7 protein-coding genes are annotated in these 23,993 nt (G+C 68.8%); 1 reads left to right on the top strand and 6 read right to left on the bottom strand.

Translation table 11 applies throughout. The features are described 5' to 3' along the window. The first annotated feature begins 21 nt into the window (after positions 1-21). Positions 22-1,437, top strand: a complete 1,416-nt coding sequence (locus ACTWPB_RS10945) for a DUF1254 domain-containing protein (protein WP_446225548.1) — start codon at positions 22-24, stop codon at positions 1,435-1,437. 98 nt (positions 1,438-1,535) lie between these two features. On the opposite strand, the gene ACTWPB_RS10940 is transcribed toward ACTWPB_RS10945, so the two are convergent. The 6 genes from ACTWPB_RS10940 to ACTWPB_RS10915 all read right to left on the bottom strand — a co-directional run bounded on the left by ACTWPB_RS10940 (position 1,536) and on the right by ACTWPB_RS10915 (position 23,668). Then, a complete protein-coding gene (locus tag ACTWPB_RS10940; RefSeq protein ID WP_446225547.1) occupies positions 1,536-1,991 on the bottom strand; it encodes a PIN domain-containing protein in 456 nt (151 codons plus the stop codon). Beyond that, positions 1,981-2,250, bottom strand: coding sequence for a type II toxin-antitoxin system Phd/YefM family antitoxin (locus tag ACTWPB_RS10935; RefSeq protein WP_446225546.1), 270 nt, complete (start codon positions 2,248-2,250; stop codon positions 1,981-1,983). Before ACTWPB_RS10935 ends, ACTWPB_RS10940 begins: the two co-directional genes overlap by 11 nt. An 88-nt stretch (positions 2,251-2,338) precedes the next feature. Beyond that, a complete protein-coding gene (locus tag ACTWPB_RS10930; protein WP_446225545.1) occupies positions 2,339-2,956 on the bottom strand; it encodes a Uma2 family endonuclease in 618 nt (205 codons plus the stop codon). A 32-nt stretch (positions 2,957-2,988) separates the two neighbouring features. Beyond that, positions 2,989-3,204: an MbtH family protein gene (locus tag ACTWPB_RS10925; protein ID WP_266293539.1), complete on the bottom strand. Its 216-nt coding sequence runs from the start codon at positions 3,202-3,204 to the stop codon at positions 2,989-2,991. Continuing rightward, positions 3,201-5,327: an AMP-binding protein gene (locus tag ACTWPB_RS10920; RefSeq protein WP_446225544.1), complete on the bottom strand. Its 2,127-nt coding sequence runs from the start codon at positions 5,325-5,327 to the stop codon at positions 3,201-3,203. Before ACTWPB_RS10920 ends, ACTWPB_RS10925 begins: the two co-directional genes overlap by 4 nt. Beyond that, on the bottom strand, positions 5,327-23,668 hold the full coding sequence (locus ACTWPB_RS10915; RefSeq protein ID WP_446225543.1) for a non-ribosomal peptide synthase/polyketide synthase: 18,342 nt from the start codon (positions 23,666-23,668) through the stop codon (positions 5,327-5,329). The genes ACTWPB_RS10920 and ACTWPB_RS10915 overlap by 1 nt, the downstream gene beginning before the upstream one ends. Positions 23,669-23,993 lie beyond the last annotated feature (325 nt).

Here is a 23,993-nt window from a genome sequence, read left to right as displayed (position 1 = left end):
AGGCCGTCGAACGGAGCGTGCATGGATCCTCGCGCGAGTGCGCTGACCAGGCGATCGTTGCTCGGTCTCGGTGCCGCGGTCGCGGTGGGGGCGGTGTTGCCCGGGTGTGGTGATGAACCGACGTTCGGGCCGATCGACACCACCGGTCCCCCGGACGTGCTCGCCCTGGCGATCGACGCCTACATCTTCGGCTATCCGATGATCCTGCAGGACATGATGCGCGCGGCCAGCGCCCCGGCCAACACCCTCGATCACAGCGTCCTGCCCCACCCGCTGGACCGCGGCGCGGCCCGGCTCAGCCACGACGTGGTGTATTCGCAATCGTGGCTCGACCTCACCGACGAGCCGCTGGTGCTGCAGATCCCGGGGATGGAACCCGACAGGTTCTGGCTGTTCCAGCTGGTCGACGCGTGGGCCGATACCGTGCACGACCTGACAAGTAAAGATCCACGGACCACCGTGGACGCCGACGGTCCGCCGTTCACCTACGTCATCACCGGGCCGAAGTGGACGGGCGAGCTGCCCGCGCGGATGACCCGGCTGCACATGCCGTCGACCCTGAGCGCGATCGTCGCGCGGATCCAGATCAACGGTGCCGCGGACGCACCGAACGTCAACCGCTGGCAGCACACACTGAAGCTCATCCCCTCGAGCGCCTGGAAACGCGGTGAATACGACAGCACGATCAGCAGGGTCCACGCGATCGACCGCGGACCGGAACCGCCCGTCAAACGGATCGCCGCCATGGACGGCCGCACCTACTTGAATCGCCTGTGCCGGCTGATGCTCAGCGGTCCGCCCGCCGCCGCCGACGCGCCGCTGATGGCCGAACTGGCCGCGATCGACGTCCAGCCGGGTGGGGTGGTCGACCACCTCCCCGCCGACGTTCTCGACGAAGCGGTCCGGCAGGCACAGCGCCGAATCGCCGACTGGACCGACCCGACCGCCCGCCACGCCAACGGCTGGGAGATCCCCGTCGACCTGGGCAGCTTCGGCACCGACTACCTCCGCCGCGCGGCCACCACCAAACGCTCCCCCACCCTTGCCCCCATTCGCGACGTCTTCTACGCGAACCGGGACGCCCCCACCACCGACGACCGAGGCAACCCCCTCCGCTACCGCATCCGCTTCGAACCAGGCCGATGGCCCCCCGTCGAAGCCTTCGCCTCGATCACCGCCTACGACCCCCAAGGCTTCCTGGTCCCCAACCCCGACGAGATCTACTCGGTAGGCCACTTCCCCGCCATGGTCGCGGCCCCCGACGGCTCCGTGGAACTAGCCATCCAGCAACAGGATCCACGCCCATCGGTCCCCACCGGCAACTGGCTCCCCATCCCCTCGACCGGCGACTTCTCCCTCACCATGCGTCTCTACGCACCGCGCGCAGACGCGCTCGAGGGCAAGTGGGAGCCACCACCGATGACCCGGATCGACTGAATCGACGTCAACATCTGAACTGGCTCCGCGAACTGATCGGCAACGACCTGATCGACTCCGTTAGTGATTCACACATCGGCCGCAGAGCAACGTCCGCGTCAGCGGCTCGGCACGACAGGTCGCGTGACCGGAACCACGGTCAATAGTTCGTCCAAGCCGAAGAAGTCATCCGGGTTCGTGGTGAACAGCGGAAGCTCCTCGGCGATGGCTACCGACGCGATCATCAGATCGGCAATCCGACGGCGCGGTTTACGTCCCACACTCACCACAGCGGCACAAACCCGGCCATAGATGCGTGCCGCATCGGCACCGAAGGGAATGGGGTCGAATTCGTTCTCGGCCCGCTGGAGCACATCCAACCGACGAGCACGCTCGGCATGCTCGTCGTATTCATCCTGCTCTTCGTTGCGACGGACCTCGTGCGGACCAGAGGACAACTCCGCCAGGGTGACTGTGCTGATGGCCATCGCATCGGGAAGATGCTCCGCATCGATCCATCGACGCAGGATCATGATGTTTGTATCAAGTAGGCCGAACGCATAGTCAGCGGGCATAAGGGTCACCCGCGTACTGGTCCGACACCTGGTCCTGGTCGGCGCGGAAAGCGTCGACAGAGATGGCCGGTGCCGTCCGCGACATCGCCGCGAATTCAGCACGGGGCACGAAGCGCCGACGTCGGCGCAGCGGAATCAGTTCACCGATCCGATGACCGTCTCGGGTGACAATGAATGCCTGTCCTTGCTGGACGGCATCCATGATTTCCTTCGACCGGTTACGTAGATCGCGCTGGGTGATCTCGGGCTGCGGCTGCATACCTCCAGCATAGAGGGCTGTGCCACAGTGTGCCACTACGTGCCACATTCGACGCAAGGGCGGGCTCAGGGTTTGCCGCGATGAGGGTTCAGATGCGGGGAGCGACGGTGAGTTGCTCCCACTCGATGACGATGCGGAACGGTGTGGTGATGTCGATGGCCAGGCCGTGGCCATCTCGATGTGTCGTCTCCACGTGCGCGTAGGCCCGCTTTCGAACCTCGAGGGCGTAACGCTCGACGCTGACGGCACCGATCTTGTCGAACTCGACGATCCAATAGTGCGGGATGCCCGCGTCGGCGTAGTCGGCCATCTTGTGGATTCGATCTCGCCGCTTCGACCAGGGCGAGACGACCTCGACCACGATGAGGACGCTATCTGCCGTGAGCTGGCCGAAGTCCTCCAGGCAGCGGTTGACGACCACGTCGGGGATACGCGCGGTGGGCGGAACCTCCCACAGCAGCACACTGGTTTCGGTATTGGTCTCGATGCACATATCGCCGCTGCGCCGCATCTCCTCGACGGCCGATTCCTCGATGGCGTTGGACATGCGGCTGGCCACCTTCTGGTGCCGACCGTCGCGTTGCTCTCGGGGAACGACGTAACCATCGATGATCTCCAGGTTGCGCCGATCTTCCTCATCGATGTCGAGGTACTGCTCCCAGGTGATCGGGGAGTCCTGGAACCGGCCACGCCACGGAATCGACATACGACGAGCCTAGTGCGCGCGTTTGATGGCGCTCAGGGTTTGTTGGACATGGCGGCGATGAGGGAGTTGGGGCGCATGTCGAGCCAATGGGATTCGACGTAGTGGAGGCAGGAGGTTCGGGGGGCGGCGCCGAAGGCTACTGTCCAGCCGCCGGGGACGGCGGCGAAGGTGGGCCAGAGGGAGTGTTCGCCTTCGGTGTTGACCAGGACGTAGAACTGGGCGTTGTCGTCGTCGAAAGGGTTGGTCATGGGGTGGCCTTTCTGATGAGTGTGCCGAGGTGGGTGAATGCCGCTGGGGTGCCTTCGATGTCGTGGAGGGCCAGCTCGCTGGTGCGGAACAGGCGGTCGCCGTGGGTGGGGTGGGCGGGCGTGAAGTGGGGGGTGAAGTCGGTGGTGGTGATGCCGTAGGTGGTGATGAGGGCGGCTAATCGGGTGGGGTCGGGTGGTTCGGTGAGGACCACGGTCGCGCCGACGCGCAGCGGGAGCAGGTAGCCGTGCCAGGCGGTGGCGTCACCGGTGTGGGCTTGGTGCAGGTAGACGTCGCGGGTGGTGAGGTTGTGGCGCGACTGCATGGCGGTGACCCGGTGGACGGCGGCGGCGTGGCTGATGGTGACGCTGTGCGTTGCGCCGGGGGGAAACAGCACGAAGGCGGGGTGCTGCGGCAGGATCGGAGCGCGATGCTCGCTTCGGGCGATCGGTTCGCTGGAGTAGGCCGACAGGTCGACCCGGTCGATCGTGACCGCCGGGATGTCGTATGCCCCGAGGTGTGCGCGGGTGGCGATGGTCAGGGCCAGTGCCGGATTGACGACCGGCGGGAGCAGGGGGTTCGCGGTGTCTACCGGCACTACCGCGCCACCGGCTTTGAGGACCGCGTAGGTGGCGACCACGAACTCGATGGAACGTGGAACATCTACGAGCACAGTCGATTCCGGGCCGATACCGAGAGCGGTCAGATGCCTGGCCAGTTGGTTGGTGCGCCGCTCGAGGTCACCGTAGGTGATGATCGATGTCGGGCCGTCGCTCGGCGCATGGACGACGGCCGGGTCGAAAGGGGTTGCGGTGGCTTGCGCTTCGAACTCGTCGAGCAGGAGCTCGTCGGGGAGGCCTGCCGAACGGGAACATGGCCCGTCGTCGACGCGGCCGACGAATTCGATTTCGGCGGTCCAGGCGTCGCCCGGTGGCCTGCGACGCACCAGGTCGCCGGTGGCGAACATGCGGTCGTCCACCGGGCCGATGGGGTTGGCGAGGAAGGTCGCGGCGGTGGCCTGTCTGCCGACATAGCCGCGCGCCAATTGCACACCGGAGACGTAGAGTTCGCCGATTTCGCCGTCGGCGACCGGGCACAGGTGCTCGTCGAGGATCAGCAGTTCGACATCGTCGGCAGCCGATCCGAACGGCACAACCTCCAGATCGGCCCCGGTCACTTCGTGCGCGACGAACTCACCCGCGGTCTCGGGCCTGCCGTAGACGTGCCACAGGGTCGCTCCGCTCACCGCGCGCAGGGCGGCGGCGGTTTTCGCCAGTTGCGGCCCGCCCGAGCCGAGCACCACCCGCAGCGAGTCGAGGCGTTCCTCGGCATCGGGTAGCGCCGCCAGTTCGGCAAGCTCGAAATGATCGAAACAGGCTGCGGTCACGCCTGTTTCGGCGATCGCGTCGGCGAGTACCGCCGAAGGCGAGACCACCAGCGTGGCGCCGGTCTGCAGAGCGAGCAGCATCTGCCCCACCGCGGCCTGCCCGGTCAGCGGTGCGTGCCAGAGCACGGAGTCGCCGGTGCCGATACCGCAGAGCCGCTGGCGCCAAGTCGAATTCGCCTGTGCCGCACGATGTCCGACTACGACAGCGGTCGAGGCGTCGACATCGACCACCAAGTAGGCCGGGTTGTCCGCGCTCGGCCCCGGTAGCTCATCGGGGGTGATATCGACAGTGGCATCGGTGTACAGAACCGGGAATCCGGCGGGGTGCGGTGTTGCGTCGCTGGTGAGGATCAATGCGGGCGCGGCCAGTCCGACGGCGCGTCGCTGCAGTTCACCGGGGGTAGCGGGATCGAGAAGGACGAAGGCGCCACCCGCGGCGAGTACCGCGTGCACGGCGACGACGAGTTCCGCCGAGCGTGGCAGCGAGACCGCGACGGTGGTCTCGGGTTCGATGCCGTGCTCGACGAGAGCCGCGGCCAGCGCATCGACCCGCTCGGCCAATTCGCCGTAGGTGAGACCGATGTCGCCGTCGCGCACCGCGAGGGTGCCGGGCTCGCGGTCGGCGTAGGTGGAGAAGGCGGCGAGCAGGGTCGCCGGGTCACGTGGTCGGTCGCCGTCCAGGTCACGCAGGAGCGCGGCGAGGGTGGCGGCGGTCGTGACCGAATCCGTGTGCGACATCAGAGTTGTCCTTCCGAGTCGTCAACCGACCCTGCCCCGGCGATTACCGCGGCAGCATCGGTCACCAGTGTGTGCAGAGTGGAAGACAGTCCTGCGGCGCCGAGTGCGGCGAGCACGCCGGGCACGAGGCCGGCCAGCGCGACGTTCACCAGCGCTTCAGGTTTCATCTTCGCTCCCATCGCCCTGCTCACCGCGGTGAGCTTGGCGTCGAGTGCTCCGTAGGAGATGGCGTGCTCGCCGTGGGCGAATGCCACGGTCGCCGGCGCGAGCCGAGCTGCCGAGCCGACGAGGCCCGCAAGATCGGCAATGGTGTAAGTGGTTGGTATCGGAGTCTTTTCGGCGTCGGTGCGCATGTCGATGGCACGCACCGCGACAGTGGGATCGGCAGCGACGGCGGTGAGGATCTTGCGGAATCGTTCGGCCAGCGCTTCGACCGTCGACGCGTCGAAAAGGTCGGTGGCGTAGCCGAAGTGGACATCGAGGCCGTCCAGGGTGCCGTTGTCCGTGTACCGCTGCAGGGCGGTGAGGTGCAGGTCGAACTTGGCTTCCGTCAGGCCGGGGTCAAGGGTTCGAACGTGGAGGCCGGGTAGGTCGATACCGCCCGGCGGCATGTTCTGGAAGGTCAGCATCACCTGGAACAGCGGGGTGTGGGCGCCGGTGCGCGTGCGGCCCATGGCATCGACCACCTGCTCGAACGGGACGTCGGCGTGGGAGAGGGCGGCCAGGTCGCGCCGCTTCGCCTGCGCCAGCAGGTCGGTGAACGGTGCGCGGGAGTCGATCACGGTGCGCAGGGCGACCGTGTTGACGAACATGCCGACGAGGTCGTCGAGCTCGCGGGCGCCGCGACCGGATACCGGGGCGCCGATGGTGATGTCCGCGCTGCCTGACTGTTTGGCCAGCAGGACTGCCAGGGCGCTGTGCACCACGGTGAACAGGGTGGTTCCGTTGACGCGCGCGACCTGGTCGAGGCTGCGGGTGAGCGCGGCATCGACCTCGAATTCAACGGTCTCACCGAGCATTTCACGCCGAGAGGCGCGCGGGCGGTCGGTCGGCAGAGCCAGCAGTTCGGGTGCGCCTGCGAGTTCGCGGGTCCAGTAGGTGAGCTGCTGGGTGAGCACGCTGCCGGGGTCGGCGTCGGCGCCGAGCAGGTCACGTTGCCAGGTACTGAAGTCGCCGTACTGGATTTCCAGCGGAGCCCAACCTGGTGCGCGCCTCTGGCTGCGATCTACGTAGGCGCGCACCAGGTCTCGGGTGAGCGGCTCGATCGAGTAGCCGTCGGCACTGATGTGGTGCACCACGACGACGAGGACGTGATCGTCGGCTCCCAGCCGGTAGAGCGCGACCCGGACCGGAGGTGCGGCGGTGATGTCGAACGGCTGCGCGACGAGGGCCGCGATCCGGGCGTCGACATCGGCGGCCGCGACCGGGATCGGGGTGAGATCGACGGCGGCGGACCAGGCCGGCATCACCTGCTGCACCGGGCCTGCGGCGGTGTCCGGGTAGCGGGTGCGCAGGGTGTCGTGACGGGCGAGGAGGTCGGCGATCGCCGCTTGCAGGGCGGGTAGGTCGAGGTCGCCGGTGAGGCGGATCGCGGCGGGGATGTGATACGCCGCCGACTGGGGTGACAACTGATGCAGCACCCACATGCGTTGCTGTGCCGGCGAGAGGACCGCGGGGCCTTCGCTGGTGCGTTTGGTCAGTGGGGGGCGCGCGCTTGTCCGGTCGGCGGTGGCGAGATGTTCGGCCAGTGCGGCGACCGTGGGGGCGTCGAACACCGCGGCTACCGGGACTCGGGCGCCTAATGCGGCGCCTAGGCGGGCGGCCAAGCGGGTTGCCATCAGTGAGTTGCCGCCGAGAGCGAAGAAGTCGTCGTCCACGCCGACGGCCGGGCAGCCGATCACCTCGGTAAAGGTCTGTGCGACAAGCTGTTCGACTGCGGTGACCGGGGCACGGAAGGCCGCCTCGGCGAACTCGGGTTCGGGCAGGTTGGCACGATCGACCTTGCCGTTGGCGTTGAGAGGTAACGCATCGAGCACCACCAGGGCGGGGACCATGTAGGCGGGCAGGGCGGCGGCGAGCTCGCCGCGCAGTCGGGCCGCGATGGATAGTTCGTCGCCCGGTGTCAGGTCGGCGACGGCCGCATAGGCGATCAGGCGGGCGCCCGCTCGCTCGTCGGCCTTGGCCACGGCGACCGCGGCGCGCACATCAGTGCAGCGCAGCAGGGCTGTTTCGACCTCGCCGAGTTCGATGCGGAAGCCACCGATCTTGACTTGGAAGTCGGCGCGTTCGAGGTATTCGAGGGCGCCGTCGGCCCGCCACCGCACGATGTCGCCGGTGCGGTACATCCGCGATCCGACGCCGCGGTGTCCCGCGCTCGCGCAGGCATCGGTCGCGAACGGGTCGGCGACGAAGCGGTCGGCGGTCAAGGACTGACGACCCTGGTAGCCGCGGGCGAGCTGGTCGCCGGACAGGTAGAGCTCGCCGGCTACGCCGATCGGGACCGGGCGAAGCCGGGCGTCGAGGACGTACAGAGCGCTGTTCCAGGCAGGTGTGCCGATCGGGACCACCTGCGCCGGGTCATGGGCCACTTCGTATTCGGTGATCGAGACCGCGGCCTCGGTCGGGCCGTACAGGTTGTGCAGGACAGCTTCGGTGCCACTGGCGCGGAACTCGGTGGCCGTGGCGGCGGGCAGTGCTTCACCGATGGCGAGGACGGCACGGAGCGAATCGGGCAGTGCCGGTGCGGTTTCGGTGGCAAGGAGCATGCCGACGAGCGACGGCACCGCGTGCAGGACAGTGACGCCGTGCCGGTTCATGATGGCGCGCAGACGATCTGGGTCGCGCTCGTCGCCGGAGCGGGTGACGATCAGCGCGCCGCCGCAGGTGAGCGGGGACCAGAACTCCCAGACCGAGAGGTCGAAGGTGGCAGGGGTTTTCAGCAGGACACGATCGGTGGCGGTCATGGTGAAGCGGTCGTGCAGCCAGGCGATCTGGTTGACGATCGCGGCGTGCGCGACGGTGACGCCCTTGGGACGACCGGTGGAACCCGAAGTGAAGATGATGTACGCCGGATGCTCAGGGCGCAGTGGGGCGATGCGCTCGGCATCGGTTACCGGTTCCGCCGAAAGATCGCGCAGAGCACGATGATCCAGTTCGAAGACGGGTACGTCCACGGGAATCGGCAGGCCGTCGGCCGCGGTGGTGAGCACACACAGCGGTGCCGCGGTGGCGACGATGTAGGCGATGCGGTCGACGGGGTGGTCAGGGTCGATCGGCACGTACGCGCCGCCCGCCCGGACCACGGCGTGCATGGCGATCACGAGGTCGATGCCGCGGCGCATGGCCAGCACGACGGTGCGTTCCGGGCCGACACCCTCGGCGATCAGGAGCCGGGCGACCCGGTTGACCTGGGCATCGAAGGTGGCGTACGCCAGGGATTCGCCGGTCTCGGCGTCGACCAGCGCGAGCGCGTCCGGGGTCCGGTTCGCTTGGCGGACGACCAGTTCAGCGAGGGTGGTCTGCTCGACCGGATGAGCGGTGTCGTTCCACGTTTCGAGGAGCAGGGTGCGGTCGGCGCCGAGCAGGTCGAGGTCACCGACGACGACATCCGTTGCGGTGGTGACGGATGCGAGAATGCGGCGCAGCTGTTCGGCGAAGCGTTCGGCGGTTCCGGCGTCGAACAGATCGGCGGCATAGCCGAGAGCCATCTCGATACCCGCTGGGGCGCCATCGGCGGTGTAGTTGTCGAGGGCGAACAGGTGCAGGTCGAACTGCGCTACACCGGAATCGAATTCGATACCCGAGACGGTGAGGCCGGGAAGTGCCAGCTGACCGCGCTCGTGGTTCTGGAACGAATAGCCGACCTGGAACAGCGGGTGCCGCGCGGTGGAGCGGGCCGGGTTGAGCACTTCGACCAACCGCTCGAACGGCACATCGGCGTGCGAGAACGCCGCGATGTCGGCGGTGCGGGCCGCGGCGAGCAGGTCGGTGAACGTGGCGTCGACCATGACCGGGGTGCGCAGGACGAGGGTGTTGACGAACATGCCGATGACCTCGTCGAGTTCGGCTTCGCCGCGGCCCGCGTTCGGGGTGCCGACCGCGATATCGGCGGTGCCGGAAACCCGGGCAAGCAGGGCCGCGAAGGCCGCGTGGACCACCATGAACAGCGTGGCGCCGTTGCCGCGGCCGAGTGCGATCAGCGCGGCGTGCAGAGCGGCGTCGACGGTGAAGCTCACCTTGTCGCCGCGCAGGCTTTGCCTGGCCGGTCGCGGCCGGTCGGTCGGCAGGGCCAGCTGATCGGGCAGTCCGGCGAGCTGGGTCTGCCAGTAGCTGACCTGTTGGGCAGCAACAGATTCCGGGTCGGCTTCATCGCCGAGCAGGTCGCGCTGCCACAGTGCGTAGTCGGCGAATTGCACGGCAGGCGGTGCCCAACCAGGTGCGGTATCGGCGAGCCGGGCGGTGTAGGCCCGCATCAGATCGGCGACGAAGGGTGCGATGGAGGAGCCGTCGGCCGCGATGTGGTGCAGGACAGCGGCGAGCACGAATTCGGTATCGCCCAGCTGGAACAGGCGGATGCGCACCGGGATCTCGGTGGTGACGTCGAAGTTGGTCCCGGCCAGCGCGCGAATCACCTCGGCGAGTGCGGCTTCGCTGGTCGCCACCGGAACGAGCGCCGATCCCACCGCGGACACCGCGGCTTGGGCAGTCTCAGGCAGCGCTGCTTCGGCATTCGCTACCGCGGCGATCGCCGACATCGCCTCGGCGGCGCCGATGATCACCTGCACGGGTGTGCCATCGACCTCCGGGTACACCGTGCGCAGCGATTCGTGGCGCACGATCACATCGGCCAGCGCCGTCCGCAACGCGATGATGTCGAGCGCACCGCTCAGGCGCAGTGCGAACGGGATGTTGTAGGCCACCGACGCGCCGTCGAAGCGGTTGAGGAACCACATCCGCTGCTGGGCCGGGGACAGCGGAAGGAGCTCGGGACGGGCCCGGCCGACGAGCGCGGGCCGATCGACGGTGGACTGGGCATCGACCGCGGCAGCCAGCTCGGCGACGCGCGGCGCCTCGAACAGGGTCCGCACCCCGACGAGCCGGTCAAGGGCGGCGCCGACGCGGGCCACGGCCTTGGCTGCCAGCAGCGAGCTGCCGCCGAGGGCGAAGAAGTCGTCGTCGGCGCCGACCGGCTGGTCGTCGGTCCGGCCGAGCACCTCGGTGTAGACGTCGGCGATGATCTGCTCGGTGATCGTGGCGGGCTTGCGGTAGGCGGTGGTCTCGAAGACGGGCGCGGGGAGTGCGGCACGGTCGAGCTTGCCGTTGACCGTGAGCGGGATGCGGTCGACCGGAACGACGGCTGCCGGGAGCATGTGCTCGGGCAGAGTCCGCGCCAGCTCCTTGCGCAAGGCGGCGGTGTCGATGTCGGCGGACTCCGCGACCAGGTAGGCCACGATTCGCGGCTCGTCGACGAGGTCGGTACGGACCAGCACCGCGACTTCGCGCGGGGCTACCGAGCTGTGCAGCAGCGCCGCCTCGATCTCACCGAGTTCGACGCGGAAGCCACGCAGGTTCACCTGCTGGTCGGCGCGGCCCAGGTATTCGAGATCGACTCCGGTGGTGTGAGCGTCGACGGTCGCCGCAGGCGACAGCGCGAGATCGTCGGGCACAACCGTCCAGCGGGCGAGGTCGCCCGAGCGGTAGGCGAGGGATCCGGGCGGCCCGTAGGGGTCGGCGACGAAGCGGCTCGCGGTCAGGTCGGGTCGGCCCAGGTAGCCGCGCGCCAACTGTGGTCCGGAGACGTAGATTTCGCCGGGGACGCCGACCGGGACGGGACGCAGACGCGAATCCAGAACGCGCACTGTCAGTCCCGCGATGGCGCCGCCGATCACGCTGGCGGAGCCGGTGTTCGGGGTGATCTCGCGGTAGGAGGCGTGGACGGTGGTCTCGGTGATGCCGTACATGTTCACCATGCGGGGCGAGTCCGGGTGACGGGCGAACCAGCCGGCCAGGCGCTGGGGCTCGAGTGCCTCGCCGCCGAAGATCACTGTGCGCAAGGCGTATTCGGTGGGTACGGGGGTGGCCAGGTCCGCGGCGATGAGCTGGTAGAACGCTGACGGCGTCTGATTGAGGACGGTGACGCGTTCGGTGCGGAGCAGCTCGCGGAACTGTTCGGGCGAGCGGGAGGTGAAGTAGTCGACCAGGACGACCGAGCCGCCGTGGAGCAGGGCGCCCCACAACTCCCATACCGAGAAGTCGAAGGCGTAGGAGTGGAACATCGTCCACACATCCGACGGGCCGAATCCGAAGCGCTGCGCGGTGTTGTCCAGCAGCGCAACAACATTCGAGTGTGGGACAACGACGCCCTTGGGGCGCCCGGTCGAGCCGGAGGTGTAGATGACGTAGGCGGCGTTGGCGGGGGCCAGTGGCGTCCGCCGGTCCGCGTCGGTCAGGGGTTCGGCGGCGAAGCCGGACAGGTTGGCCGCGGCGGGGTCGATGACCGGGCCACCGAACCAGTCGCGGGCCAGACCGGTGTCGTTGTTGCTGATGGCGCAGTGCGGGCGGGCGTCGTCGAGGACGTATTCGATGCGATCGGCGGGGTAGTTCGGGTCGATCGGCAGGTAACCACCGCCCGCCTTCAGCACCGCGAGCAAGGCGACCGGCAGCTCAACCGAGCGCGGAAGTGCCACCGCTACCAGTGATTCCGGGCCGACGCCCGCAGCGACGAGACGCCGGGCGAGCCGGTTGGACCAGTCGTCGAGCTCGCCGTAGGTCAGGGCGAGTTCGCCCGCCTTCACGGCGATGGCGTTCGGGTCGAGGGTGGCGGCGCGGGTGAACCGGTCCACCATGGTGTCGTCGGCGGCCACCGAAGCGCCGGTGGACGACCAATCGTGCAGGGTGCGCTGCTGTTCTTCGGCGCTGAGCAGCTGGATGTCGCCCACCACGACGGTCGGGTCGGCGACGACGGCGGCCAGCACCTGGGTGAAGCGGCGGGCCAGCACCGCGACACTTGGTTCATCGAACAGATCGGTGGCGTAGGCGATTTCGATCGACATGCCGTTCGCGCGGCCGTCGATGTCGACGGATTCGCCGACGGTGAACTGCAGGTCGAACTTCGCCACGGCGGCATCGAAATCGACCGGCTCCACGCGCAGTCCCGCGGCCGCGAGCGCGGGGACGGTGAAGTTCTGCAGCACCAGTGCCACCTGGAACAGCGGGTGGCGGTTGCGGGACCGGGCCGGATCGACGGCATCCACGACCTGCTCGAAGGGGATGTCGGCGTGCGAGAGCGCGTCGAGGTCGCCCGCACGGACGGCGTCGAGGGCGGTTTCGAATGCGGCGCGCGGGTCGATCTGGGTGCGCAGGACCAGGGTGTTGACGAACATCCCGATCAGGGGGTCGAGGGCGGCCTCGCCACGGCCCGCGACCGGAGTGCCGATGGCGATATCCCCGGCGCCGGACAGCCTGGCCAGCAGGACGGCCAGTGCCGCGTGCACGGTGCTGAACAGAGTGGCCTCGTGCTTGCGGGCCAGTTCGCGCAGTTCGCTGTGCAGATCTGAGTCGATCTGGAAGCGGTGAACGGCGCCACGGTAGGTGGATTCGACGGGGCGGGGACGGTCGGTCGGCAGGTCGAGCTGCTCGGGGAGGCCGGCGAGGCCGCGGCGCCAGAAGGCGAGTTGGGTGTGCGCGAGCGATTCGGGATCTGCCGCGTCACCCAGGTTTTCGTGCTGCCAGAGAGCGTAGTCGGCGTACTGGATCGGCAGCGGTGCCCAGGTGGGGGTGGTGCCTGCGCGCCGGGCGGCGTAGGCGGCCATCAGGTCGGCGGCCAGTGGGCCGAGCGAGAAGCCGTCCGCGGCGATGTGGTGGACCACCAGGACGAGTACGTGGTCGCCGTTCACCGCGAACAAGGCCGCACGCAGCGGGATCTCGGTGGTGAGATCGAATCGGACTGCGGCGCAGGCCAACAGGCGTTCGGGCAGTTCCGCCTCGGTGATCGCCTCGGGCCGCAGGGCGAGTTCGGTGGTGTCCGAGATCAGCTGTTCGGCGCCCTCCGGCCCGTCGGGGTAGCTGGTTCGCAGGGATTCGTGCCGGGCGACCAGGTCGGCGAGGGCGGCTTCGATGGCAGCGATATCGAGGTCGCCGGTGAGTCGGAGCGCGACGGGAATGTTGTCGACAGCATCGCCGATGCCCTCGACGTCGGCGAGGTAGCGGTTGAGGAACCACATCCGGCGCTGGGCCGCCGACAGCGGAATCCGTTGGGGTCGTTGGCGAGTAGTGAGTTCGAGGCGGCCGCCGGTGCCGCGCAGGGCGGTGCACCGGTCGGCCAGGTCGGCCACCGTCGGTGCGTCGAACAGCAGCCGAACCGGGATCTGAGTGTCGAGAGCGGCACCGAGGCGGGCCGCGACCTGGGTGGCATTGAGGGAGTTGCCGCCGAGGGCGAAGAAGTCGTCGTCGAGACCCACTTCGCGATCGGCGGGGAAGCCGAGCACCGTGGCGAAGGTGGCGGCGACGATACGCGCGACCTCGGTGGTCGGCGCACGGAACACCGCAGCCTCGAAACTCGGTGCGGGCAGCGACTTTCGGTCGAGCTTGCCGGCGGTGTTGAGCGGGAATTCGTCGAGCACCACGAATGCCGCGGGGACCATGTAGGCGGGAAGGGCGCGGATCAGCGTGGATTTCACCGCATCCACGTCGACGTGCTGTGGCGCGACGAGATACGCGACCAGGGCCTCGTCGCGGACGACGACCGCGGCCTGGGTGATCTCGGGAAGTCCGGACAGTACGGCTTCGATCTCGCCGAGCTCGATCCGCAGACCACGCAGCTTCACCTGGAAGTCGGTGCGGCCCAGGTACTCCAGTTCACCGTGCGCGATGCGACCGGCGGGCTGGGACACGCCAGCGGAGCGTGACCATGCGGGGCCCTCGGGAGTGTCGCCATCGAACACAGCCGTCCACGTGACGAGGTCACCGGTGCGGTACATGCGTTCGCCAGGGGTGAAGGGGTTGGCGACGAAGCGGTCCGCTGTCAGATCGACGCGGCCCGCGTAGCCGCGGGCGAGTTGAGCGCCTGCCAGATACAGCTCGCCGGGAACGCCGACGGGGACCGGGCGTAGTCGGCCGTCGAGGACGTACACCTGGGTGTTGTGCACAGGTGCGCCGATCGGGACGGAAACGGTGTCGGCGTCGATCACCTCGTGGAAGGTGACGTCGACCGCGGCCTCGGTGGGGCCGTACAGGTTGTGCACAGCCGTACCGGTGCGCTGACGCAGTAGCTGGGCAGGCGCGGGCGGCAGTGCCTCGCCCGATGCGAACACCAGGCGCAGCGATGCGCAGTTCCCGGCGGAGGTTTCGGTGGTCGTGGCCGGCACGATCGCCTCGCTCGCCGCTTCGCCGCGGGCATCGGCTTGCTCGAGCGCGGCGACGAAGACCGCGAGCATCGACGGGACGAAGTGGGCGACGGTGACCTGCTCGGTGTCGATCAGCTGGGCCAGGTAGGCCGGATCGCGGTGACCGTCGGGGCGGGCCAGGACGAGGCGGGCACCGATTTGCAAGGGCCAGAAGAACTCCCACACCGACACGTCGAAGGTGGCGGGGGTCTTCTGCAAGACGGCGTCGTCGGGGGTGAGGCGGTAGGCGTCCTGCATCCACACCAGGCGGTTGACGATGGCGGCGTGGGAGACGACGACGCCCTTGGGCTTACCGGTGGAGCCAGAGGTGAAGATCAGGTAGGCGGCGTTCCCGGGTGTCAGAGTGGCGAGGCGGTCGGCGTCGGTGATCGGTTCGGACGAGTAGTCCGTGGTGTCGAGTTGCTCGAGATCGAGAATCGCGGGGCGAACGGTGGTCGGCGCGTCAGCGGAGTCCACCGCGGCGAGGTCGATGTCGTCGATCGCCCGGGTCAGCACGCAGATCGGGTCGGCGGCGGCGATCACCTGGGCGATGCGCTCGGCCGGGTGGTCCGGGTCGAGCGGCACATAGGCGCCGCCCGCGGCGAGGACCGCGTACATGGCGACGACCAGGTCGGTCGAGCGACGGATGCCGAGCGCCACGGTGCGGTCGGGACCGACGCCGATCGAGATCAACAGGCGGGCGAGGCGATTCACCTCGGCGGCGAGCTCGGCGTATGTCAGCGTCACCGGGTGATTCGATGAGGGGTGGCCTTCGAAGGTCAGCGCGGTCGCCTCCGGAGTGCGCTGGGCCTGCGCGGTGAACAGCGAGACCAGTGTCATGCGCTCGTCGACCGGGTACGCGGTGGCGTTCCAGATGTCGAGCAGGTGGGTGCGCTCCGCGGTGTCGAGCAGGTCGATGTCGCCGATCACGACGTTGGGATCGGCGGTCACCGTATCCAGCATCCGCAGCAAGCGGGTGCCGAAATCTGTGATGGTCTGCGCGTCGAAGAGGTCGGTGGCGTACTCGAAGCGGCCGAGCAGGCCGTCGGTGGTCTCGCGCAGGGTCAGGTGCAGATCGAATTTGGCGGTGTGGGTGTCGATCTCGATCTCCGAGGCGGTCAGGCCCGCGAGTTCGAGTTCGGTCCGGGAGTTGTTCTGGAAGTCGAGCATCACCTGGAACAGCGGGTGCCGGGCGGTCGAGCGCTCGGGGTTGAGCACCTCCACGAGACGGTCGAAGGTGACGTCGGTATTGGCGAGGGCGCGCAGGTCGCTGTCGCGGACCGTGTCGAGGAGTTCGGCGAAGGTGGCTGCGGGCCGGAGCTGGGTGCGCAGCACGAGGGTGTTGACGAACATGCCGACCAGGTCGTCGAGCGCCTGGTCACCGCGGCCTGCGACCGGCGTGCCGATCGAGATGTCCTGCTGGCCGGACAGTGTGGCGAGTGTGGCGGCGAATGCGGTGTGCAGCACCATGAACAGTGAGGCGTTGGCCTGTGCGCCGATGCCGCGCAGTCGCTCGGCGATCGCGGCGGGGACCGTGAATGCTTGCCGCGCACCGCGACCCGAGGCCACAGCGGGGCGGGGACGGTCACTCGGCAGGGCGAGCAGGTCGGAGAGGTCGGCCAGTTCCGTTGTCCAGAAGGCGATCTGCCGCGCCATCGGCGAATCGGCGTCGTCCTCGTCGCCGAGCGCTTCGCGCTGCCAGCGGGCGAAGTCGGCGTACTGCACCGGCAGTGGCGTCCACTGCGGCGCGGTGCCTGCCCGGTGGGCGGCGTAGGCGAGGATCACGTCGCGGGTCAGTGGTGCGACGGACCAGCCGTCGGCGGCGATGTGGTGCAGCACGAGGACCAGGACGTGCTCATCGGTCGCGGTGTGCAGCAGGTGCAGGCGGACCGGGGGTTCCTGGTCGACCACGAACGGGATGGCGGCCAGCGCGCGGATCCGGTTGTCGAGGTCGACCGGGGCGATAGCGTGCGGTTCGAGGGTGATCGTCAGCTGGTCCGCGTCGAGCACCTGCTGGAACGGGATACCGTCGACGGCGGGGTAGCGGGTCCGCAGAGCCTCGTGCCTGGCGAAGACCGCGGCAACGGCCGCATTCATCGCGGCGTAGTCGATGGTCCCGGTCAGGCGGATGGCGGCGGCGATATTGTCGGCGACCGAATCGGCGTCGAACTGGTTGAGGAACCACATGCGCTGCTGGGCGTAGGACAGCGGAATCCGTTGCGGCCGTACCCCTGCCACCAGTGCGAGCCTGGGCGCGACCACTTCCGCCGCACCGAGCAGGGCAGCGAGAGCGCTGACGCTCGGCGCCTCGAACAGCGTCTTCAGCGACACCGCACGACCGAGCGCGGTGCCCAGGCGCGACACCACCTGGGTGGCGACGAGGGAGTTGCCACCGAGCGCGAAGAAGTCATCGTCGGCACCGACCTGCTCGACCCCGAGCACCTCGCCGAACACCTGAGCCACCACGGACTCGGTGCCCGCGGCGGGCGCACGGAAGGCACGCGCGGTGAACACTGGTTCGGGGAGCGCCCTGCGGTCGAGCTTGCCGTTCGGAGTGAGTGGCAGCGCGTCGATCACGACGAACGCGGACGGCACCATGTGCGCGGCGAGACTGCCACGCAGCGCGACGGCGATGTGATCGACGTCGATGCCCTCCAGAACACCGGCATCCAGGTGGCTGACAGGGGTATTCGCAGCGCGCGACGAGGCACGGTCAGCGTCTCGAGTCGCCACGACCGCATCGGCACTTCCCGCGACGGCCATGGCATCGGCACCACGGGCGGTGTGGCGCGGCTGCGCATGCGGGACGAGGTAGGCGACCAGTTGATCGCCGCGGTGAGCGTCGCGGCGTACCAGGACTACGGCCTGGCGCACCGACCGGTGTGCGAGCAGGGCGGACTCGACCTCGCCGAGCTCGATGCGGAAACCCCGGAGTTTGACCTGGTCGTCGTTGCGGCCCAGGTATTCGAGGGTGCCTTCGCTGGTCCAGCGGACCAGGTCGCCGGTGCGGTACATGCGCTCGGACGGCGCCCACGGGCAGGCGACGAACCGGGTCGCGGTGAGGGCCGCACGGGAGCGGTAGCCACGGGCTACCTGGGCACCGGCGACATACAGTTCGCCTGCGACGCCGGCGGGGACCGGTTGCAGGCGGGCATCGAGTACCCACTGGGTGATGCCGCGCAGTGGCGTGCCGAGGGTCAGCGGGGAATCAGCGGTGAGGGGGGCGCTGATGTTGGTGGCGACCGTGGTCTCGGACGGGCCGTAGGCGTTCACGAACGCGCGCGGGACGGGTCCGGTGGTCCAGCGGGTGATCAGGTCGGGCGGGCAGGCTTCGCCGCCGACCATCACCATGCGAAGGGCGTCGAGCCGGCTCGGGTCGAGCACGGCCAGGCCGGACGGGGTCATCAGGGCGTGGGTGACGCGCTGCTCCGAAAGCAGCTGGGCCAGTTCCTCTCCCATGTGGCGACCCGGCGGGGCGATCACCAGTGTCGCGGCGGAGTTCACGGCGAGCAGCAATTCCATCACCGAGATGTCGAAGGACGGGGACCCGACCTGCAGCACGCGGGCGTCGGCGGTGCCGAACATGCGGGCGGTTTCCTCGGCGGCGAAGCCGGCGATGCCCGCCTGGGTGACCAGCACGCCCTTGGGCAGGCCGGTGGAGCCGGAGGTGTAGATGACATAGACGAGGTGCTGGGTACGCAGGGGGCGAACCCGGTCGACATCGCTGACGGGATCGCTGGAACGCCAGGCACATTCGGCCATCAGCTTCAGTTCGTCGAGGACCAGCCAGTCGATCGGGCCGGGCAGCGCGGACTGCGACTCCGACACTGTAAGACCTAGTCGCGCGCCGGAATCGGTCACCATATGGGTGATCCGATCGAGCGGATAGCTCGGGTCGACCGGGAGCCAGCCGGCACCGGACTTGGCGACAGCCCACACCGCGAGGACCGATTCGATGGAGCGGGGGATGCCGACGGCGATCACATCGTCGGGGCCGATCCCACTGTCGATGAGGACCCTGGCCAGGCGGGACGACGCCCGGTCGAGTTCGCGATAGGTGAGGGTGCGGTCGCCGTCGGTCAGGGCATCGCGATCCGGGTCGGCCGCGACGGCGGTGGCCAGCAGGTCGGGAAGCAGACCGGTGGCGGTTACCGGTGCTCCGCGCATACCGGTGAGCTGGGAATGCTCGGGCGCCGACAGCAGCGACAGGTCGCCGACCGCAGTGTCGGGGGCGGTGGCGGCCGCGGCCAGTAGTCGCACGAAACGCGCACCGAGCGTGCGCATCTCGGGTTCATCGAACAGGTCGGTGGCATAGAGGGTGACGGCGTCGATGCCGGCGGGTTCGCCTGCGGCACCGCGTCGTTCGGCGAGGGTGAGCTGCAGATCGAACTTGGTGATGTCGAGTTCGATCTCACCGACCGTGACCGGCGAACCCGCCATTTCGAAGGTGGTGTCGAGAATGGCCTGGAAGTTGAGCGCCACCTGGAACAGCGGGTGACGGGACTGCGAGCGCGCCGGGTTGACGATGTCGACGAGCCGATCGAAGGGAACGGTGGCGTGCGCGAAGGCGGCGAGGTCGGTTTCGCGGGTGTGCTCGAGCGCGGCGGTGAAGCTCGCGGCCGGGTCGACCTCGGTGCGCAGCACCAGGGTGTTGACGAACATGCCGATCAGGTCGTCGATGGCGCGGTCGCCGCGGCCCGCGACACCGGTGCCGATGGCGATATCGGTGGTCCCGGACAGGCGCGCGAGGAGCACGGCCAGCGCGGTGTGCAGGACCATGAACAGCGAGGCGCCTGCCCGCTGCGCCAGATCGGCGAGCTGACGGTGCAGGTCGGCGTCGATGGTGAAGGCGGTGCGTGCGCCGCGCATGCTCGGCTCGATCGGCCGCTGACGGGCCGAGGGCAGCTCGAGCTGGTCGGGCAGACCCGCGAGCGTCCGCTCCCAGAAAGAGATTTCGCGCGAAGCCAGCGACTGCGGATCGGCTTCGGCGCCGAGGAGTTCGCGCTGCCAGAGGGCATAGTCGGCGTAGTGCACGCTCAGCGGCGACCAACCGGGATCGACGCCGTCGGTGGCGGCGCGGTAAGCGGTGAGCACATCGCGCACCAGCACCTGCAGCGAAACACCGTCTGCCGCAATGTGATGCAGCACGACAGCGAGTACGCACTCCGGTGCGAACGCAACTCCCGCACTGCCGATGGGCTCAGCCGCGACGCCCGATCGGCGCGGTGCGGAGTTGTCCACAGCCGTGTCGGCGGTCGCCGGAACGACGAAGATGCCCGCCCGGAAAGGAGCTTCGCGTTCGAGATCGAACCCGGCGCGAGCGAATCGAGTCAGCTCGGCATCGAGTTCGGCGGCAGGCACTTCGGTGGGATCGCCGATGCGGACCAGTCCGGCATCGCGGATGACCTGCTCAGCGACCTCACCACCGGGGGTACCGACCGCGGGAAACACGGTGCGCAGGGCTTCGTGTCGGTCGACAACCGCGTTCAGGGCCGCGACCAGGGCGGGGAGATCCGCGGTGCCACGCAGGCGGATGACGAACGGCATGTTGTAGCCGGGGGCCGAGGGGTCGAAGCGGTTGAGGAACCAGATTCGCTGCTGCGCGGGGGAAAGCGGGATCAGCGCCGGGCGCGAGCGCGCGGTGAGCACCGGGAGCTGGGCCGAGACACCGGTGTCGTCGCGTTCGGCGATGGCGGTGGCAAGGCGGGCGACGGTGGTCGCGCCGAACAGATCGCGCACGCCGAGGCGGCAGCCCAGGTCGGCGCCGAGGCGGGCCGCGACCTGGGTGGCGACCAGGCTGTTGCCGCCGAGGGCGAAGAAGTCGTCGTCGCGGCCGACACGGTCGAGGCCGAGCACCTCACCGAACACCCTGGCCACCGTCTGTTCCACCGGGCCGACGGGTTCGGCGTAGGTGACGACGGTGCGGGTGGGGGCAGGCAGCGCCTTGCGGTCCAGCTTGCCCGACGCGTTCACCGGGAGGGCATCGAGCACCACGATCGCGGCGGGCACCATGTAGGCGGGCAGCGCGCGCAGTGCGGCCTCGCGCAGATCAGCGATCGCGACCGAGCCCGGCTCGGCTTCCACGACATAGGCGACCAGCTGCTCGCCGGCACCCGCGTCGTCACGGACCATGACAACGGCGCGCGCCGCGGAATCGACGCTCTCCAACACGGCCTCGATCTCGCCGAGCTCGATCCGCAGACCACGCACCTTCACCTGAAAATCGGTGCGCCCCAGGTATTCCAGCTCGCCGTTGGTGGTCCAGCGGACGAGATCGCCGGTGCGGTACATCCGCTCACCCGGCAGCGGGTGCGCGACACCGGCGTCGGTGGCGACAACCGCGGGCGCGGCGACGAAACGTCCGGCGGTGAGCTCGGGACGTCCGACATAACCCCGGGCGAGCTGTACCCCCGACAGATACAGCTCACCCGGAGCCCCGACCGGAACAGGCCGCAGCCGCGAGTCGAGAACATGGAGCCGGGTGTTGAACACCGGCGCGCCGATCGGCACCGTAACCCGGTCGCTGTCGTTCACCTCGTGGAAGGTGACATCGACGGCGGCCTCGGTCGGGCCGTAGAGATTGTGCAGCCGGGCACCGGTCAGCAGCCGCAGCCGCTGGGCCGGCGCGGCGGGCAGTGCCTCGCCGGACGCGAAAACCAGTCGCAGCGAGGTCCGCTCGGCGATGTCCTGTTGGGCCAGAAAGACTTCGAGCATCGACGGCACGAAATGCGCGACGGTGACGCCATATTCGGCGATCACCCGGCGCAGATATCCGGGATCGCGGTGGCCGTCCGGCTCGGCCAGCAGCAGGGTGGCGCCGATCTGCAAGGGCCAGAAGAACTCCCACACCGACACGTCGAAGGTCATCGGGGTCTTCTGCAGCACCACGTCGACACCGTGCAGCCGGTAGGTCTGCTGCATCCACACCAGCCGGTTCACGATCGCGGCGTGCTCGACCGCGACGCCCTTGGGCAGACCGGTGGAGCCGGAGGTGAAGATGACATAAGCGGGGTGCGCGGGGCGCAGCGGCGCGGTGCGGTCGGCGTCGGTCAGCGGGGCGTCGTCGTAGTCGCTCAGATCGATGGCGTCCACGGCCAGCACCGCAAGCCCGTCGACGGGGGTGCGGTCGCGGGTGGTGGTGAGCACCGCAGCCGGGGCGGCGGTGGCGAGGATGTGCGCGATGCGCTCGGCCGGATGATCCGGATCGATCGGCACGTAGGCCGCACCGGCGGTGAGCACCGCGTACATCGCCACAACCAGCTCGGGCGAACGCCGAATACTCAGCGCCACCAGCGATTCCGGGCCGATGCCGTCGGCCCGCAGCCGCCGGGCCAGCCGATTGACCCGCTGTGCCAGCTCGCGATAGGTCAGCGTCGCGTCCTCGGACTGCGCGGGGGCGGCATCGCGGGGCGCGTCGGTGCGCGACGACGTTGCCATGCGCACGGCCACGTCGTCGGGGGTGCGCGCGACCTGGGCTTCGAACAGGGCGGGCAGGGTGGCCACCGGCGCCGAACGCTCGGCCAGCGCGGCGTCGACATCGAACCGGGTGGAATTCCAGATCCGGGTGCTGACCTGGAGTTCCAGCTCGGTCGCCACCTCGATCGCGCTCAGCGCGGTGTCGAGGTCGGCAGCGGCCAAGCGCTCGAGGAAGCCAAGGAAGCGGGCGTGGTGCCTGGCCAGGGTGTCGGCGTCGTAGAGGTGGGGGTTGGCCTCGAAATCGACGTGCACGCGGTGGCGGTCGCCGTAGTAGACGTTGAGGCTCAGGTCCTCGATCGGGCCGGTGGACAGCACCCGGTAGCGGCCGGTGGTGGTACCGAGAGTGAGGTCACTGCGGAAGAGCATGAAATTGGCGAGCGGGCCGAACAGCGCACGCCGGGCGGGGCGGCCGTCGTCCTCGGCGTCGCGGCGGATGTCTTCGGCACGGTAGCGCTGATGACGCAGCGCACTCGCCACCTCGACCCGCGCCGCGCGCAGCAGCTCACCCCAGGTGGCGGCCGAACCCGCCGCGCCCGTCGGCAGTCGCAGCGGCACGATATTGGACAGCATCCCCGCCGAGCGACGCATGACCGCGGTGGTCCGGGCGGTGACGGGCAGGCTCAGCACCGCGTCCGGGCGGTCGGTGAGGCGGCCGAGATAGGCGGCGAAGGCGGCGAGCAGTACCGCGGAGATCGTCGAATCATCGCTGACGGCAATGGTTTCCAGCCGGTCGACCAGCTTTTCCGACAGGCGCCCACCGGTCACCAGATTGATCGCCGAACGCGGCGCGGTACGGCCGTCGAGGGCGGTGGGGCTGTCCAGGCCTGCGATGCGCTGTGCCCAGTGCTCGCGGTCGCCGGCGAAACGGGTGCTCTCGCGATAGCGCTGTTCGCCCTCGACCAGCACCGACAGCTCACCCGGCACCACCGCGCGGGCCGGGGTGTCGAGCATTCGCGCGGTGTAGAGCTCGGCGATGCGCTGGGTGTTGGTGAACGCGCCGTACCCGTCGAGCACGATGTGATGGCCGCGCAGATACCAGAACCAGCGCGCGTCGCCGACCCGCAATACCGCGCCGGCCACCAGCCGGTCGGTGAGCAGGTCGATCGGGGCGCCGAACTCCGCGCGCATCCATTCGTGCGCCGCGGCCACCGGGTCGTCGTGGTGGCGCAGATCGATCAGCGGCAGCTCCTGCTCGATCGCGATGGTGTGGTCGACGTACTGGTGCGGGACACCGTCGAACTCGCCGATGCGCACCAGCGGTGAACCGTACGCGTGCGCCGCTTCGGCCGTAACCTGTTGCAGCACAGCGGCATCCAGCTCGCCGTCGATATCGACGTACTGGGCGATGGTGATCGGGACATCGGGGTCGAGCAGCTGCGCGTACCAGACACCCAACTGGGCCGGGGTCAGCGGAAACGGCAGACCGACAACCTGCGCTTCCTGTGGTCGCGCACTGAACCCACCCAACTCCGTACCGTGCACCAGAGCCTCCTCGTATCGCGAAAGAACAGCAGATCGAATGTTTTCGGGCAGCACGAATACACCTCGTGAACCGAAAGATTCGATATGAACGCGGTGGGCGTGCCGCCACACTCGCGCAAAGATCCCCGACAGATCATGTGGACGAGATCGACGACCGAGGGGTCGCCGAGGCAACGGACGTGGTGTCCGTCGCGGGTGCCTAGCTGTTGATCATTCCTCCAACGGCTTTGTCAGTTACATCACATGGGTCCCTGTCCATGCAGTGCCGACAGTAGGCCTTCGATTAATAAAAAGAAACTTTTTCCGCTAAAAAAATCGGTCGATC

The sequence above is a fragment of the Nocardia sp. IBHARD005 genome (assembly GCF_052814245.1).
Note: the sequence above shows the minus strand (reverse complement) of the source record. Positions and strands in the feature narration are given on the sequence as shown.

Coding starts and splice junctions, on each gene's coding strand:
- ACTWPB_RS10945 (WP_446225548.1), top strand. CDS start 22: ATGGATCCTCGCGCGAGTGCGCTGACCAGGCGATCGTTGCTCGGTCTC.
- ACTWPB_RS10940 (WP_446225547.1), bottom strand. CDS start 1,991: ATGCCCGCTGACTATGCGTTCGGCCTACTTGATACAAACATCATGATC.
- ACTWPB_RS10935 (WP_446225546.1), bottom strand. CDS start 2,250: ATGCAGCCGCAGCCCGAGATCACCCAGCGCGATCTACGTAACCGGTCG.
- ACTWPB_RS10930 (WP_446225545.1), bottom strand. CDS start 2,956: ATGTCGATTCCGTGGCGTGGCCGGTTCCAGGACTCCCCGATCACCTGG.
- ACTWPB_RS10925 (WP_266293539.1), bottom strand. CDS start 3,204: ATGACCAACCCTTTCGACGACGACAACGCCCAGTTCTACGTCCTGGTC.
- ACTWPB_RS10920 (WP_446225544.1), bottom strand. CDS start 5,327: ATGTCGCACACGGATTCGGTCACGACCGCCGCCACCCTCGCCGCGCTC.